16 protein-coding genes are annotated in these 14,358 nt (G+C 72.0%); 6 read left to right on the forward strand and 10 right to left on the reverse strand.

Features of this window, described 5'->3' with window-relative positions:
- Nucleotides 1-100 precede the first annotated feature (100 nt).
- Entirely contained in the window at nt 101-1,450 is a 1,350-nt protein-coding gene (locus tag ACL02O_RS14540) for an ABC transporter substrate-binding protein (protein WP_412818580.1), read from the forward strand.
- A 61-nt stretch (nt 1,451-1,511) separates the two neighbouring features.
- On the opposite strand, the gene ACL02O_RS14545 is transcribed toward ACL02O_RS14540, so the two are convergent.
- Nucleotides 1,512-2,255: an enoyl-CoA hydratase/isomerase family protein gene (locus ACL02O_RS14545; protein WP_412818581.1), complete on the reverse strand. Its 744-nt coding sequence runs from the start codon at nt 2,253-2,255 to the stop codon at nt 1,512-1,514.
- Nucleotides 2,252-3,109, reverse strand: a complete 858-nt coding sequence (locus ACL02O_RS14550; RefSeq protein WP_412818582.1) for a 3-hydroxyacyl-CoA dehydrogenase family protein — start codon at nt 3,107-3,109, stop codon at nt 2,252-2,254. The genes ACL02O_RS14545 and ACL02O_RS14550 overlap by 4 nt, the downstream gene beginning before the upstream one ends.
- Nucleotides 3,110-3,274: 165 nt before the next feature.
- Here ACL02O_RS14550 and ACL02O_RS14555 point away from each other — a divergent pair, with 165 nt between their 5' ends.
- Entirely contained in the window at nt 3,275-3,556 is a 282-nt protein-coding gene (locus ACL02O_RS14555; RefSeq protein ID WP_412818583.1) for a hypothetical protein, read from the forward strand.
- Nucleotides 3,557-3,614: 58 nt separating this feature from the next.
- Here ACL02O_RS14555 and ACL02O_RS14560 read toward each other — a convergent pair whose 3' ends face one another.
- Entirely contained in the window at nt 3,615-4,394 is a 780-nt protein-coding gene (locus tag ACL02O_RS14560; protein WP_412818584.1) for a class I SAM-dependent methyltransferase, read from the reverse strand.
- 54 nt (nt 4,395-4,448) lie between these two features.
- On the opposite strand from ACL02O_RS14560, the gene ACL02O_RS14565 reads away from it, so the two are divergent.
- On the forward strand, nt 4,449-4,829 hold the full coding sequence (locus ACL02O_RS14565) for a PPOX class F420-dependent oxidoreductase (protein ID WP_412818585.1): 381 nt from the start codon (nt 4,449-4,451) through the stop codon (nt 4,827-4,829).
- Between the two features lie 95 nt (nt 4,830-4,924).
- On the opposite strand, the gene ACL02O_RS14570 is transcribed toward ACL02O_RS14565, so the two are convergent.
- Nucleotides 4,925-5,134: a BldC family transcriptional regulator gene (locus tag ACL02O_RS14570; protein ID WP_007073996.1), complete on the reverse strand. Its 210-nt coding sequence runs from the start codon at nt 5,132-5,134 to the stop codon at nt 4,925-4,927.
- A gap of 280 nt (nt 5,135-5,414) precedes the next feature.
- Nucleotides 5,415-6,254, reverse strand: a complete 840-nt coding sequence (locus ACL02O_RS14575; protein ID WP_412818586.1) for a hypothetical protein — start codon at nt 6,252-6,254, stop codon at nt 5,415-5,417.
- 173 nt (nt 6,255-6,427) lie between these two features.
- Between ACL02O_RS14575 and ACL02O_RS14580 the strand changes: the two genes are divergently transcribed.
- Nucleotides 6,428-7,510, forward strand: coding sequence for a Glu/Leu/Phe/Val family dehydrogenase (locus tag ACL02O_RS14580; protein ID WP_412818587.1), 1,083 nt, complete (start codon nt 6,428-6,430; stop codon nt 7,508-7,510).
- Between the two features lie 302 nt (nt 7,511-7,812).
- A complete protein-coding gene (locus tag ACL02O_RS14585; RefSeq protein ID WP_412818588.1) occupies nt 7,813-8,031 on the forward strand; it encodes a DUF3073 domain-containing protein in 219 nt (72 codons plus the stop codon).
- A gap of 145 nt (nt 8,032-8,176) precedes the next feature.
- Here ACL02O_RS14585 and amcA read toward each other — a convergent pair whose 3' ends face one another.
- From amcA to ACL02O_RS14610, 5 genes are all read right to left on the reverse strand, one after another.
- The gene (gene amcA / locus ACL02O_RS14590) at nt 8,177-8,413 is read right to left on the reverse strand and encodes a multiple cyclophane-containing RiPP AmcA (protein ID WP_412818589.1); all 237 of its coding nucleotides are present in this window, start codon (nt 8,411-8,413) and stop codon (nt 8,177-8,179) included.
- Nucleotides 8,382-9,488: a cyclophane-forming radical SAM peptide maturase AmcB gene (gene amcB, locus ACL02O_RS14595; protein WP_412818597.1), complete on the reverse strand. Its 1,107-nt coding sequence runs from the start codon at nt 9,486-9,488 to the stop codon at nt 8,382-8,384. The genes amcA and amcB overlap by 32 nt, the downstream gene beginning before the upstream one ends.
- 120 nt (nt 9,489-9,608) lie before the next feature.
- On the reverse strand, nt 9,609-10,763 hold the full coding sequence (purM, locus tag ACL02O_RS14600) for a phosphoribosylformylglycinamidine cyclo-ligase (protein WP_412818590.1): 1,155 nt from the start codon (nt 10,761-10,763) through the stop codon (nt 9,609-9,611).
- 59 nt (nt 10,764-10,822) lie between these two features.
- The gene (gene purF, locus ACL02O_RS14605) at nt 10,823-12,361 is read right to left on the reverse strand and encodes an amidophosphoribosyltransferase (protein ID WP_412818591.1); all 1,539 of its coding nucleotides are present in this window, start codon (nt 12,359-12,361) and stop codon (nt 10,823-10,825) included.
- A 161-nt stretch (nt 12,362-12,522) separates the two neighbouring features.
- Complete coding sequence (locus ACL02O_RS14610; RefSeq protein WP_412818592.1) at nt 12,523-12,876, reverse strand: sterol carrier family protein; 354 nt, start codon at nt 12,874-12,876, stop codon at nt 12,523-12,525.
- Between the two features lie 163 nt (nt 12,877-13,039).
- Between ACL02O_RS14610 and ACL02O_RS14615 the strand changes: the two genes are divergently transcribed.
- Nucleotides 13,040-14,358 (forward strand): carboxypeptidase regulatory-like domain-containing protein (locus ACL02O_RS14615; RefSeq protein WP_412818593.1); only part of this gene is annotated, 1,319 nt, incomplete at its 3' end.

The following is a 14,358-nucleotide window of genomic DNA, read 5'->3' on the forward strand; positions in this document are numbered from 1 at the left end:
TACCCGCAGTCGGGCTACCGACGGAGCGCCCTCCACAGTCCCACGGCCCGCGTCGGCACGCTAAGGTGCGCAGCGGACCTTCGCCGGAGGAAGGACGACCATGCTCGTATCACGCGCGTCGCGCGGGGCCATGTCCGTGGCCTGCGCGGCGCTCCTGCTCGCCACCAGCGCCTGCGGGAGCGACAAGACCGAAGAGGCGGCCACCACCCAGGTGCGCCTCTACGGCACCGACGGCAACATGCAAAACTCGTACGTCGATGAACTCAAGGACCGTGGGGACCTCGTCAACGGCATGAAGGGCACCATCCCGCTCACGCCGCTGCCCGAGACCTTCAAGGATCGGCTACGCACGGTAGACCCGAGTCTGAAGGACTACCTCTACTCGGCCGAGACGTACGACGCCGTCGTGATCAGCGCGCTGGCCGCCCAGCTCGCCGGCACCACCGACCCGGGCGAGATCGCCAAGCAGATCGTCGGGGTGACCACCAACGGGCAGCGTTGCGAGGATCCGGCGACCTGTCTCCAGCTCGCCCGGTCGGGCCAGGACATCGAGTACCGGGGGGTGTCGCTGAACCGGGCCGGGTTCACCGACGCCGGCGAGCCGTCCACCGCCAGCTACGCCACCCTGCACTTCGACGACGAGAAGATCGACGACGGCAAGACCGAGTTCGTCGGCGCCGGCGACGAGTCGGCGGCGAGCACCAAGACGCCGCCACGGGGCAAGAAGCAGCGCGGCACCAAGCCGGGCAAGGACGCCGGTGCCCCGCTGGTCCTCGGCGGCCTGCTGCCGAAGACCGGTGACCTGGCGCTGGCGTACCCGCCGATGGCGGCCGGCGCGGCGCTGGCGGTCAAGGAGATCAACGCCGACGGCGGCGTGCTCGGTGAGCCGATGGTCTGGATCGACGGCGACGACGGCACCAACCCGGAGGTCGCGAAGGCGACCGTCGCCTCGCACGTCAGCCAGGGCGTGCACGTCATCATCGGTGCCGCCGCGTCCGGCATCTCCCGGGCCGTGCTGCCCGACGTGGTGGCCGCCGGCCGGGTGCTCTTCTCCCCGTCCAACACCGACGCCGGGCTGAGCAAGATCGACGACCACGGCCTCTACTTCCGGACCGCCCCGCCGGACAGCCTGCAGGGGCGGGCGCTCGCCGACGTGATCCTGCGGGACGGCCCGCACAAGATCGCCATCGTCGCCCGCAAGGACTCCTACGGCGAGGGCCTCCAGGAGAACGTCCGCGCCGAACTGGAGCGGGCCGGCATGGGCGCGGACCGGGTCAAGCTGCTCACGTACGAGCCGCCGGCCGACGCCAAGGCGCCGCCGGTCGACTTCAGCGACGGCGCCCGGCAGATCAAGGAGTTCGGGGCGGACGCCGTACTGGTGATCGGCTTCGGTGAGTCGGCGCACGTGATCACCGCACTGGCCGACGCCGGGGTGCAGATCCGGCACTGACCGGAACGACGACGAGGGCCGCACCGGGCGAACCGGCGCGGCCCTCGTGCTGTCCGTACGGTCAGCGGGACCGGCGCCGCTCCAGGAACTCGGTCATCCGCCGGTGCTTCTCCTCGTCCTCGAAGAGCACCGCCTGGCCGAGCAGGTCGAGCTGCGGGTGGGCGGCCGCCGGGGCGTCCACGGCCAGCTTGGTCAGCCGCACCGCCAGCGCCGAGCCCTTCGCGATCTCGTCGAGCAGGGTGTGCACGGTGGGCAGCAGCTCCGCGGGCTCACCCACCACCCGGTTCACCAGCCCGATCCGCAGCGCCTCCTCGGCGTCCACCCGCCGGCCGGTGAAGAGCAGTTCCTTGGCCCGGGCCTCGCCGACGAGCGCCGGCAGGCGGTGGGTCGCGCCCGCACCGGCCAGGATGCCCAACCGCACCTCGGGCTGGCCGAACACCGCACGCGCCGTGCACACCCGCAGATCGCAGGCGTACGCCAGCTCGGCGCCGCCGCCCAGCGCGGGGCCGTCCACGGCCGCCACGGTCGGCATGGGCAGCGCCCGGATCCGGGCGAAGGCGGCCTGGTTGATGGCGGCCAGGGCGTCCAGCCGGCCGCGCTCGCGCAGCTGGCCGATGTCCGCCCCACCGGCGAAGATGCCCTCCGTCCCGCCGGTGAGCAGCAGCAGCCGGGGCCGCGCTTCCAGCTCCGCGCAGACCGCGTGCAGCTCGGCGATCAGGTCCGCGTCGATGGCGTTGCGCTTCTCCGGCCGGTCCAGGGTGACCACCAGCCGGTCCGGCAGCTCCTCGATTCGCAGCCCGCTCACTGTCGGACCCCCTCCTTCCAGGAGTAGAAGCCCTGGCCGGACTTCTTGCCCAGCTTCCCGGCGGCCACCATCTCCACCAGCAGCGGCGGCGGCGCGAACCGGTCCCCGTACGCGGCCTGGAGGGTGCGGGCGATGTCGAGCCGGACGTCCAACCCGACCAGGTCGGTCAGCTCCAGCGGGCCGATCGGGTGCCGGTAGCCGAGCACCATCGCCTTGTCGATGTCGGCGGGGCTGGCCACCCCGTCGGCAACCATCCGGATCGCCTCCAGCCCGAGGGTGACCCCGAGCCGGGAGGTGGCGAAGCCGGGCATGTCGCGTACGACGACGGGGTCCTTGCCCAGCCGCCCGGCGAGCGCGACGGCCGCCTCGGTGGTGCCTGCGGCGGTGGCCGGGCCGACCACGATCTCCAGCAGCGCCATCGCCCAGACCGGGTTGAAGAAGTGCAGCCCGAGGAAGTCCGCCGGCCGGTCCAGCCCGTCGGCCAGCTCGGCGATCGGGATGCTGGAGGTGTTGCTGCCGAGCAGGGCGGGACGCCGCGCCTCGGCCTGCCGGAGCACCGACCGCTTGAGGTCCAGCCGCTCGGGGACCGCCTCGACGATCACGTCCGGGCCCTCGGCGACCTCGGCGAGGCCGGACCGCAGGGTGACCCGCTCCCGGTTCGCCGTCGCCTCCCCGGCGGTCAGCTTGCCGCGCTGGACCCCGCGCTCCCACAGCTCGCCGAGGCGCCGTACGGCGGCGACGCCGCGTTCGGCGTCCACCTCGACCAGCTCGACCGCGTAGCCGGCGCCGGCCGCCACGTACGCGATGCCGAGGCCCATCGTGCCGGCCCCGACGACCACAAAACGACCACTCATGACGTCCCCTCGCCGCGCGCGGCGACGCGCGGGGTCTCCGCCGCGCCGGGCCGCCCGCTCCGCTCGTTCATGGGTGCGACCCTATGCAGGGCCGGTCCGGGCGGCATGCGTGGGGGCGTGCCGGATCGGGTACAGACGGCCTCCAACGCCGAGGGAAGGACCGAGATGAGCCAGGCACCGGAGAGCACGGAGAGCACCGAGACCGTGGAGACCCGCGGCGACGAGCGGGTCGACCTGCTGCGCGCGGACACCAACAACGACGGCAAGACCGACGTGTGGGTGGTGGACACCGACGGCGACGGGAAGGCCGACCTCTTCCAGTTCGACACCGACGGTGACGGCAAGGTGGACATCACCATGGTCGACATCGACGAGGACGGCACCCCGGACGAGGTGGTGGACGGCGACGGCGGCCTGCCGCCGGAGCAGACCACCCCGACCGTCTGAAGGGAAGGGCCCCCTGTCAACGCCCGTGGTGGAGCAGGGGGCCCCTCATGGCCAGAGGTCACCCGGCGAGCTTCAGCGTGGCCAGGTAGTACGGCCGGTCCCGCTCGTCCACGTCGACCAGCCGCCACGGCGAGCCGTGCACCAGTTCGGCGAACTCGTCGACCGAGCACACCAGATAGTCGAACCACTCGGTGCCGAGCATCCGGTAGCGCAGCCGCAGCCGGAGCTGCCCGCCGAGCCGGCCGCGCCGCCGGTTGAGCTCGTGGTAGCCGGTGTGCACCGGGTCGGTGGTGCCGTACGGGTCGGTGCCGTGCGCGATCACCTGCGCGCCGGGCCGGGCCAGCGCGGCGAGGGCGGCCAGGAAGCCGGGGGCCCGCTCCCGCCCTTCGAACAGCCCGAGGTTGTTGCCGAGCAGCAGGAACGTGTCGTACCGCCGGCCGTCGGCGACGTGCTCGTCGACGGTGCCGTGGGCCAGTTCGCGTACGCCCCGCTGCCGGCAGACCCGCAGCGCCCCGGCCGAGGTGTCCAGCCCGGTGACCGGCACGCCCTGCTCCTGCAGGTGCAGCGCGATCCGGCCGGCGCCGACGCCGACGTCGAGCACGTGACCGCGGACCCGGGAGACGGCCCGGTGGTCGTGCGGCTGCCAGAACCCGGGCGGATCGAGGTAGTGGGCGGCGGGAGCGCCGTTCACCAGGCCGTCGTCCCGTTCGATGATCTCGATTACCGGCCGGGGCAGCCGCCCGCCGACCAGTGGCCGGGGCCCGATGCCGGTGGCGACGGCGTAGACGTCGCGGATCATCTCGCCGAACACGTCGCCTATCGTGGGTTCCCCGGTCACGGCGATCACGCTATCCGGACTCGGTCGGGCTGTCGCGGCCGTATCCTGGGCGGCGTGACCGACCTGGACCGCCTGTCGGCGGAGAAGTACGTGCTGCTGACGACCTTCCGGAAAGATGGTCGGGCGGTGCCGACGCCGGTCTGGGCGGTGCGGGACGGCGACGCGCTGGCGGTCTGGACCGTGTCGGACTCCGGCAAGGTCAAGCGGATCCGGCGGGACGGCCGGGTGACGGTGGCCCCGTGCGACGTACGCGGGCGGGCGCACGGTCCGGCGGCGACGGGGCACGCCTCGATCGTCGGTCCGGAGTCCACCCGGCGGATCCGTGGCCTGTTGAAGCAGAAGTACCGGCTGATCGGGCGGCTGAGCCTGTTGGGCAGCCGGCTGCGGCGGGGTGAGGGCGGCACCGTCGGGCTGCGGATCGTGCTGGACGGCTAGGCTCCGGGCCCCGGACACGACGAAGGGCGGCGGATCGTCGCTCTCGCGTACGTCCGGCCGCCCCTGATCGGAACGCCTGGAAAACGTCCGGGTCCTCAGTCTCCCTGACGCTGCTGGGGGATCTGCCCCTGCAGCAGGGCGCGGACTTCCGATTCACGGTATCGGCGGTGGCCGCCCAGGGTCCGGATGGCGCTGAGCTTGCCAGCCTTGGCCCACCGGGTCACCGTCTTCGGGTCGACACGGAACATCGACGCGACCTCGGCCGGCGTGAGTAGCGGCTCTGGTTCGTGCGTTCGCGATGCCATCGGGGTCACTCCTCCACATGTATAGACATCGGCCGGGGTCCCGCCGGCCGACGCGTCTCCCATGGTCCGGCTAGTCCCCGATGTCCGACATGGGCCGAACGGCTGAAGGTCCCTAGACGGACGGATGAACCATGCCCGATTTTTACGACTTTTATGCCGCAGAAACTACCATATTCGGACTCATGATCACGGTTCGTGATGCGTCAACTACGAGACACTCTCGCATCGCGAGGCGTCAGCCGGGGCAATTCGGGCCCCCGGCGGCGGCCCGGCCGGCCAGCTAGTTGCAGCGCTCCAGCAGCTGCACCGCCCGCCACCTGGCGACCAGCTTGTCGTAGGCCGCCGAGGCCTCCTCGGCCTCACCCCGGGACAGTCCGGCCAGGCCGGCGGCGACCAGCTCGGTCGAGTCGTCGGCCGCCAGGGTCTCGTCCGGCAGCAGCTGCACCAGGCCGCCGTAGTCCAGCTCCACCACCGAACGGGGGTGGAACTCCTCCAGCCAGCGGGCGGCCTCCTCGACCGCCTCGGTGATCGGCGCATCCCCGACCGACTTGCGCAGCACCGACAGCGCCCGGGACGAGCGACGCCGCGCCCTGGAGATCTCGGTGCGGTAGCGCAGCGCCCGCCGGGCCGGATCGGTGACCAGGTGCCGCTCCTGCGCTTCGAAGAGCACGAACCACCGCAGCGGCACGCCCCACGTGGCGATCTGCTCGTGCACCCGGGGCACCCCGTGCTCCAGCACCCGCGCGCCGCTGCGCCAGTCCTCCACCACCGCCTTGGCCTGACCGGCCAGGATCGGCGGGACGAACGCGTCGGCCAACACCGAGGGCACCCCGTCGCGGGCGCTGAGCGCCGCCTCAGCCACCCGGACCCGCAGGTTCCACGGGCAGACCAGCAGGGTGTCGTCGGTCTCCAGGACGTACGCCTCGTCGGGCAGGTCGGGCAGCCGGGTCCAGCCCGCGCCGAGCGCCTCGATCACCGCGGTCCGCTGCCGCACCGGGCCCTCCAGCGGGGCGATCGCCCGGCCCTCGTTGACGTACCGGCGCCAGAACGACTGGCGTTCCCGATCGAAGGCGGTCAGCGGCTCGTACACGCGCAGGTAAGAAGCGAAGAGCGACGGCACGGCGCGATCCTCCCACGAGACGGGACCCGCACGCCGCCGCCGCAACCCGGTGGCGTGACGTGCGCGACAGTACGGCTTCGGCCGATATTAGGCTCAGCAGCACCGGCAGCATCCCGCCGGCGTGCCACGAGGTCCGCGCCCCACAAGGGCGCACACCGACACAGGAGTCAGCCATGGGCGTTTTCGCCAGCACCGAAGACCCGGGATCCACGGGTCACGAACAGGTCGTGTTCTGCCAGGACAAGCAGTCCGGCCTGAAGGCGATCATCGGGATCTACTCGACCGCGCTGGGCCCCGCGCTCGGCGGTACCCGGTTCTACCCGTACGCCAGCGAGGAGGAGGCCCTCGCCGACGTGCTCGACCTCTCCCGGGGCATGGCGTACAAGAACGCGCTGGCCGGCCTCGACCTCGGCGGCGGCAAGGCGGTCATCTGGGGTGACCCCGAGCAGGTCAAGAGCGAGGCGCTGCTGCGCGCGTACGGCCGCTTCGTGGAGTCCCTGGCCGGGCGCTACTACACCGCCTGCGACGTCGGCACCTACGTGGCCGACATGGACGTGATCGCCCGGGAGACGAAGTACGTCACCGGCCGCAGCGTGGAGCACGGCGGCGCCGGCGACTCCTCGATCCTGACCGCCTGGGGCGTCTTCCAGGGCATGCGGGCCGCGGCCGAGCACGTCTGGGGCGGCCCGACGCTCGCCGGCCGGCGGGTCGGCGTGGCCGGCCTGGGCAAGGTCGGCAAGTACCTGACCGCCCACCTGCTCGAGGACGGCGCGGAGGTGGTGGCGACCGACGTCAACCCGAAGGCCCTGGAGTGGGTGCGCGCCACCCACCCGCAGGTCGGCCTGGTGGACGACACCGCCGCCCTGGTCGCCTCCGACATCGACGTGTACGCCCCCTGCGCGCTGGGCGGCGCCCTCAACGACGACACGGTGCCGGCGCTGCGGGCCAAGGTGGTCGCCGGCGCGGCGAACAACCAGCTCGCCCACCCGGGCATCGAGAAGGTCCTCGCCGACCGGGGCATCCTCTACGCCCCGGACTACGTGGTGAATGCCGGCGGCGTGATCCAGGTCGCCGACGAGATCGAGGGCTTCAACTTCGAGCGGGCGAAGCTGCGGGCCACCCGCATCTACGACACCACCCGGGAGATCCTCCGCCTCGCCGACGACGAGGGGGTCCCGCCCGCGGTGGCCGCGGACCGGCTTGCCGAGCGACGGATGGCCGAGGTCGGCCGGCTGCGGACGATCCGCCTGCGCTGAACGTCACTCCGGGGGCGGGCATCTGCTCCGCCCCCGGGCCGCGCGACCTCCCGTCCCAGCGTTAAGCTGAAGAAAGGGGCGCTTCGTGCCGGTTTGCCGGCTGTCACGGCCAAGCCCGGCCCTCGGTCCTTACCGGGTACAATTTGTGACGGCCGGATAACTGCGACGCGCAGGGCCGGCTGACGGTAACCCGAGGTGCCGAACGGTGGCATCCCCATGTACCGTAAGAGCCACGAGAGATGCCTGACGTCATCGGGGCCCGCCTTCGGGCTGCCCCGCATTCTGTGCGAGGGGGTCGAGCCATGGGGCGCGGCCGTGCTAAGGCCAAGCAGACAAAGGTGGCCCGGGAGTTGAAGTACCACTCCCCGAACACCGACCTCGCCGCCTTGCAGCGAGAACTCGGCGGCAGCGGCGGCAAGTCGGACCACGACTTCGACGACGACTACAAAGAGTATGTCGACGACGATGACGAGGACCACGCGGACGACGACCCGGACACCTGGGCCCGTCCGACCCGCTGACCTCCGGTCACATCTGAGCACGCGGTAAGCCCCGCGTGCTCACGTATGTGCCCTGCGGGAGCTGGCGTATCGACCGACCGTCAGGGACCTGCCGCGCCGAGTCTCCTCGGTGTGGCGGCAGGTCCCTGATCTCGGTCCGGTGCCGTCAGCGCGGCCGGTTGTTCCAGTTGTAGAACGTCGGGATGTTCTCGAAGTGGTTCCAGGCGCAGACCGCGCTGGCCCCGTCGCCGCCCGACACCTCCGCCCGCAGCAGCCGCGCCGCCTCCGCCTCGTGGAGCAGTGCGGTCACCCCCGCAGCGGCTTCCCGCACCCGGTCGGCGACCAGATCCGGGGCGGCTTCCCCGACGCGCTCAGGCTGCCGGTGACTCGTGGTCTCGGGCATGCTCCAGAACTCCCTCCAGTAGGCGGATCTTGCTGTTGCGGCAGTGCTCGGTCTCCGTACCGTCGAAACGCCCCAGCTCGAAGTAGCGGTTGGCCGCATGGCCACCGCCGCAGAACCCGAAGTAGGGGCAGGACGACCGACACGCCTCGACACCGGCGAGGAACTCGCCCACCCAGGGCGTACGCCCGGCACCGGCCAGGATCTCGGCCAGCGGGGCAGCCAGCACGTTGCCGCTGCTGAAGTCGCCGCCGTACCGAGGGTCGCTGAAGCCGGCCAGCTCCGGGGAGAGCACCACCACCGAGCCGTCGTGGGCGACGGTGGGGATCGGATCAAGCCGGCGGGGCAGCAGCTCGTCCGCCGTGCCGTCCAGGACCGCCCCGGCGTACCGCAGCGACCACTCCACCTCGCGCAGGTGGATCCGGGGATCCCGGCGCCAGGCGGCCACCAGCTCCGCCCAGAAGCCGGTCACCGCGGCGGGGTCCCGGGCGTTGGTCCGGGTGTTGACCCCCTCGGTCTCCTCGATGTTGATACCGAGCACGTCGCAGCCGAGGTCGAGGAAGTAGTCGTACAGCTCGGTGGCGAGACCCGGCGCCGGCCGGGAGACCACCGCCAGGGCCGAGAAGGGCAGCCCGTGCCGGCGCAGCGCGGCCACCCCGGCCAGGATCCGGTCGTACGCCGGCCGCCCGCCCCGGGTGACCCGCTCCGTGTTGCGCTCCCGCGGCCCGTCCACGCTCACGCTGACCCGGATGCCGTGCTCCGCGAAGAACGCGCACCAGGCGTCGTCGATCAGCGTGGCGTTGGTCTGGACGTGGTGCTCCACCTCCGGCCCGAACGGGGCCAGCAGGGCGGCCAGGTGCTCGCGGCCGGCCGCCAGGGGCTCCCCGCCGTGCCAGACCACCGAGAAGCGACCAGCGGCCGCCCACGGGTTCACCGCCGCCGCCACCGCCTCGGCGACCTCGACCGGCATCCGCCGGTCCACCGCCCGCATGGGAAGGTAGCAGTAGACGCAGTCCAGGTTGCAGAGCGTGGTCGGCTGCATCACCACGTACGAGGGGACCGCGGCGATCCCGTGCATCCCCGGATGCGTACGAGCAGCCATCAACCCTCCCCCGCCTAGCCTGGACCTTCAGGCTAGGCGGCGGTGACCACTCGGGTGAACCCCCGATCAGGTGGCCGGATGATCAGCAGAGCGTGATCAACCGCGGGTGTGCTGACCGATCATCTGCACGTTGCCGGAGCCCTCGATGATCTCGCCGGCCTGCCAGGCATCGACGCCACGACCGGTCAGGGTGGCGAGCGCGCGATCGGCGTCCTCGGCGGAGACGATGGCGAACATGCCGACGCCCATGTTGAACGTCGCCTCCATCTCCGGGTCCTCGATCCGGCCCTTGGACTGGATCAGGTCGAAGACCGGCTGCGGCTTCCAGGTCGACCGGTTCACCACCGCGTCGACGTGCTCGGGCAGGATCCGGACCAGGTTGCCCGGGATGCCACCGCCGGTGACGTGGGCCAGCGCCCGCACGTCCGCCTCGGCGATCAGCTTGAGGCAGTCCTGCGCGTAAATCTTGGTGGGGGTGAGCAGCTCCTCGCCGAGGGTCCGCTGCCGGCCGAAGTCCTCGATCACCACGTCCAGCCGCATCCGGGCGACGCCCAGCAGCACGTGCCGGACCAGCGAGTAGCCGTTGGAGTGCAGGCCGGAGGAGCGCATCGCGATCACGACGTCGCCCACCTCCACCCGCTCCGGGCTGAGGATCTCGCTCTCCTCCACCACGCCGACGCCGGTGGCGGAGATGTCGTACTCGTCGGGGCGCAGCACGCCGGGGTGCTCCGCGGTCTCGCCGCCGAGCAGGGCGCAGCCCGCGTACCGGCAGCCGTCGGCGATGCCCGCGCCGATCTCGGCGACCTTGTCCGGGACGACCTCGCCGGTGGCGATGTAGTCGAGCAGGAAGAGCGGCTCGGCACCGCAGGCGACCAGGTCGTCGACGACCATCGCGACCAGGTCGATGCCGACCGTGTCGTGGATGTTGAGCTGCTGGGCGATCACCAGCTTGGTGCCGACACCGTCGGTCGACGAGGCCAGGATCGGGTTCTTGTACTTGTTGGTGTCCAGCCGGAACAGGCCGGCGAAGCCGCCCAGGTCACCCATGACCTCCGGGCGCCGGGTCTGCTTGACCTTGGACTTCAGCAGCTCGACCGCGCGGTCGCCCGCCTCGATCGACACCCCGGCGTCGGCGTACGAGACCGAGCGTTTGCGCGTCGTGCGGCTGGTGCCGGCCGTCCAGGGCTGGCGGTCGCCGCCGGCGCCCGTCGGGCTGGTTCCTGCGCCGCTGCGCTCGGACACGTGCGTCACGGTTCTCCCCTTTGTGGTTCCCGCGGGCTGCGCTTGCGGGCGGCCCGCGTCGGGCGGTGCTATGGGCGGTTGGTCACGCCGCCCGGAGTGGCGACGAGAGACGAGGCGGTGGCGCCGGTGGGCTGAGCCGCGTCGGCGACGACCCGGCGGCCCACTGCTTCGAGCACGTGCTTACCGATCAGGTTCCCGGCCGGCAGTTCGATCGGGTATTCCCCATCGAAGCACGCCCGGCAGAGCCGGGTCTTCGGCTGCTCGGTCGCGGCGATGAGTCCGGGAAGCGATACGTAACCCAGCGTGTCGGCGCCGATCGACCGCCGGATGCCTTCGTTGTCCAGCCCGTTGGCCAGCAGTTCGGCCCGGGTGGCGAAGTCGATGCCGTAGAAGCAGGGCCAGCTCACCGGTGGCGAGGAGATCCGGACGTGCACCTCCAGCGCACCGGCCTCGCGCAGCATCCGCACGATGGCCCGCTGGGTGTTGCCCCGGACGATCGAGTCGTCCACCACCACCAGGCGCTTGCCCCGGACGTTCTGCCGCAGCGGGTTGAGCTTGAGTCGGATGCCGAGCTGGCGCAGGGTCTGCGACGGCTGGATGAAGGTGCGCCCGACGTACGGGTTCTTCATCAGGCCCTGGCCGTAGGTGATGCCGGACTCCTCGGCGTAGCCGATCGCCGCCGGGGTGCCCGACTCGGGCACCGGGATCACCAGATCGGCCTCGACCGGGTGCTCGCGGGCGAGCTGGCGCCCGATCTGCACCCGGGCCGCGTGCACGTTCCGTCCGGCGATGGTGGCGTCCGGGCGGGCGATGTACACGTACTCGAAGAGGCAGCCCTTCGGCTCCGGCGCGGCGAACCGGGTGGAGCGCAGCCCGTCCTCGTCGATGGCGATCAGCTCGCCGGGCTCGACCTCGCGGACCACGCTCGCGCCGACGATGTCCAGCGCGGCGGTCTCGCTGGCGACCACCCAGCCACGTTCCAGGCGGCCGAGCACCAGCGGGCGGACGCCGTGCGGGTCGCGCGCCGCGTAGAGGGTCGACTCGTCCATGAAGACGAAGCTGAACGCGCCGCGCAACCGGGGCAGCACCTCCAGCGCGGCGGCCTCGACCGAGAGGTCCGGCCGGCTGGCCAGCAGCATGGTGACCAGCGAGGTGTCGTTGGTCGAGCCGTCCGGGTCGATCCCCCGCTCGGCCACCTCGCGCTGGAGCTCGGCGGTGTTGACCAGGTTGCCGTTGTGGGCCAGCGCGATGGTGGTGCCGGCCGTGGTCGCCCGGATCGTCGGCTGGGCGTTCTCCCAGGTCGAGCCGCCGGTGGTCGAGTAGCGCGCATGCCCGATCGCGACGTGCCCGCGCAGGCTGGCCAGCGTCGGCTCGTCGAAGACCTGGGCGACCAGGCCGAGATCCTTGTAGACCACCACACCCGAGCCGTCACTCACCGCGATGCCCGCGGCCTCCTGGCCGCGGTGCTGGAGGGCGTAGAGCCCGAAGTAGGTGAGGTTGGCGACCTCTTCCCCGGGCGCCCAGACGCCGAAGACGCCACACGCGTCCTGGGGGCCGGGTCGTTGGGGGTCAAGGTCGTGGCTCAGCCGGCCATCGCCTCGGGGCACCTGCCGCTCCCTGTCTGGACTGGCCTGGCGGAGTCGGGGGGTGAAGCTCCGCGTGGTCGGCCGGGACCGTCGTCACCTGACAGTGTACGCGAATCCAAGCCGACACCGACAGTCACGATCCGCCCGCCCAAAGTGATATTGGCTGGCAGTCGGACGCCCAGCTAGAGCGGCAGATGCTCGGAGAGGTCGGCGCGGATCCCGCTGACCCGTACGCGACCCTGGGTGACCGCCTCGGTCCAGCCGAGGCGCCCGGTGGCCAGTTCCAGCCAGGTCGCCGGGTCCGTTTCCACCACGTTCGGCGGTGTTCCTCGGGTGTGTCGCGGCCCCGCCACGCACTGCACCGCACCGTAAGGTGGGACCCGCACCTCCACCGATCGGCCGGGGGCGCGCTCCGCGAGGACGGCCAAGAGAGTACGGACCGCCTCCCGGAACACCGGCCGTTCGGGCGCACGCCCCTCATCCAGCGCCGTCAGAGCTGCCGCAACTGCGGCCGAATTAGTGTGCGGAGAGGACACGACGGGACGATACGACCCGACTGCGCCGCGGTCGAGCCCGGCCCTGGGTAGAGATGATCCGGTCAGACAAGGCATAGTTGCCGACGGCGTATTCGTACCGTGAGTGATCGACCTTCGTGCGGCACCGGGCCGGCGAGGAGATCAGACCCGGAAGGCGGTGGACGTGTCAACACACCGACGTGCCTGGAAGCAGCGGGCCGGTGTGGTCGTGGCGCTGGTGTTCGGCGCGCTGCTCACCGTCCCCGCCACACCCGCCCTGGCCGCGGACGCCACGGTCAGCCCCAACTCGGTCACGGTCAACGCCGGCAGCGATGCCACGGTGAGTGTCACCGTCCGGCCTGATGTGAACGACAAGAGCGGGGAGATCACCCTGACCGGCCTGCCCTCCGGGGTCAGCTGCGCCAGTGGTTGCGGCAACTTCCAGTTCAACGGGCCGCCCGGGTCACAGAAGACCGTCCTGCTGACGCTGAAGGCGAACGACAACGCGGGCGACGCCACCGCCAACGTGACCGTGCGGGTGGTCCCGGACAGCTCCGATCCCGCCACGCCGTCGTTCTCGCTCACCGTGAAGGCCAAGGCGCCGCCCCAGCCGGAGACCGTCAAGTCGGTCTCCGGGAAGGCGGTCATCGCGGCGAACGGCGACCCGCTGCCGGGCGTCGTGGTGATGCTCCGGGACAGCCAGGGCAAGCAGCGCCAGACCACCACCGACAGCAGCGGCAACTTCCGGTTCAGCGGCTCGACGTCGGACCCGATCGCGCCGGGCCGGCTGGACCTGGGTGCCAACAAGGACGGCACCATCGGCACCAAGTCGATCGACGCCCAGGCCGGTCAGTCGATCACCGGCCTGCGGATCGGCGTGCCGATCGAGGTCAAGGCCAGCCCGAGCCCCACCCCGTCGGAGAGCGACGACGCCCTGCCCACCGACGAGGCGACGGACGAGGCGACCGACGAGCCGGCCAGCGAGGCACCCGTCGTCCAGCAGCAGCCCGCCGCCAACGAGGACTCGGGCGGCTTCGGCTCGTGGCTGCTGATCCTGCTCGGCGGCCTGTTCGTGGCCGTGGGCGTCGGCACCATCGTCCTGCTCTACATGCGCCGCAAGAACGAGGGCGACGACGTCGACGGGGACGGCCCGACCGGGGCCGCCGCCGCGGCGGGCGCGATGCCGGCCGCCCGCGGCGGCTACCGGGGCGCCGACGACCACACCCGGGTGGTCAACGGGATGGGCGCCGGGGCGGCGCCGACGATGGTCGGCGGCGGCGGCTCGCTCAGCGACGCGCCGACGATGATGCACCGCCCGGTCGTGGACGACGTTCCGCCGGACCCGTACGGCGCGCCGCCGGCGTCCGCGTACGGCGGCGGGCAGGGCGGCTGGGCCGGCAACGGCTACGGCGACGAGCCCGGCCCGGGTGGCTACGGCAACGCCCCCTCCTCCGGCGGCGGCTACGGCAACGCCCCGCAGTCCGGTGGCGGCTACGGCGCCGC

Origin of the sequence: Micromonospora mangrovicola (assembly GCF_047200535.1) — a bacterium.
Classification (GTDB): domain Bacteria; phylum Actinomycetota; class Actinomycetes; order Mycobacteriales; family Micromonosporaceae; genus Micromonospora.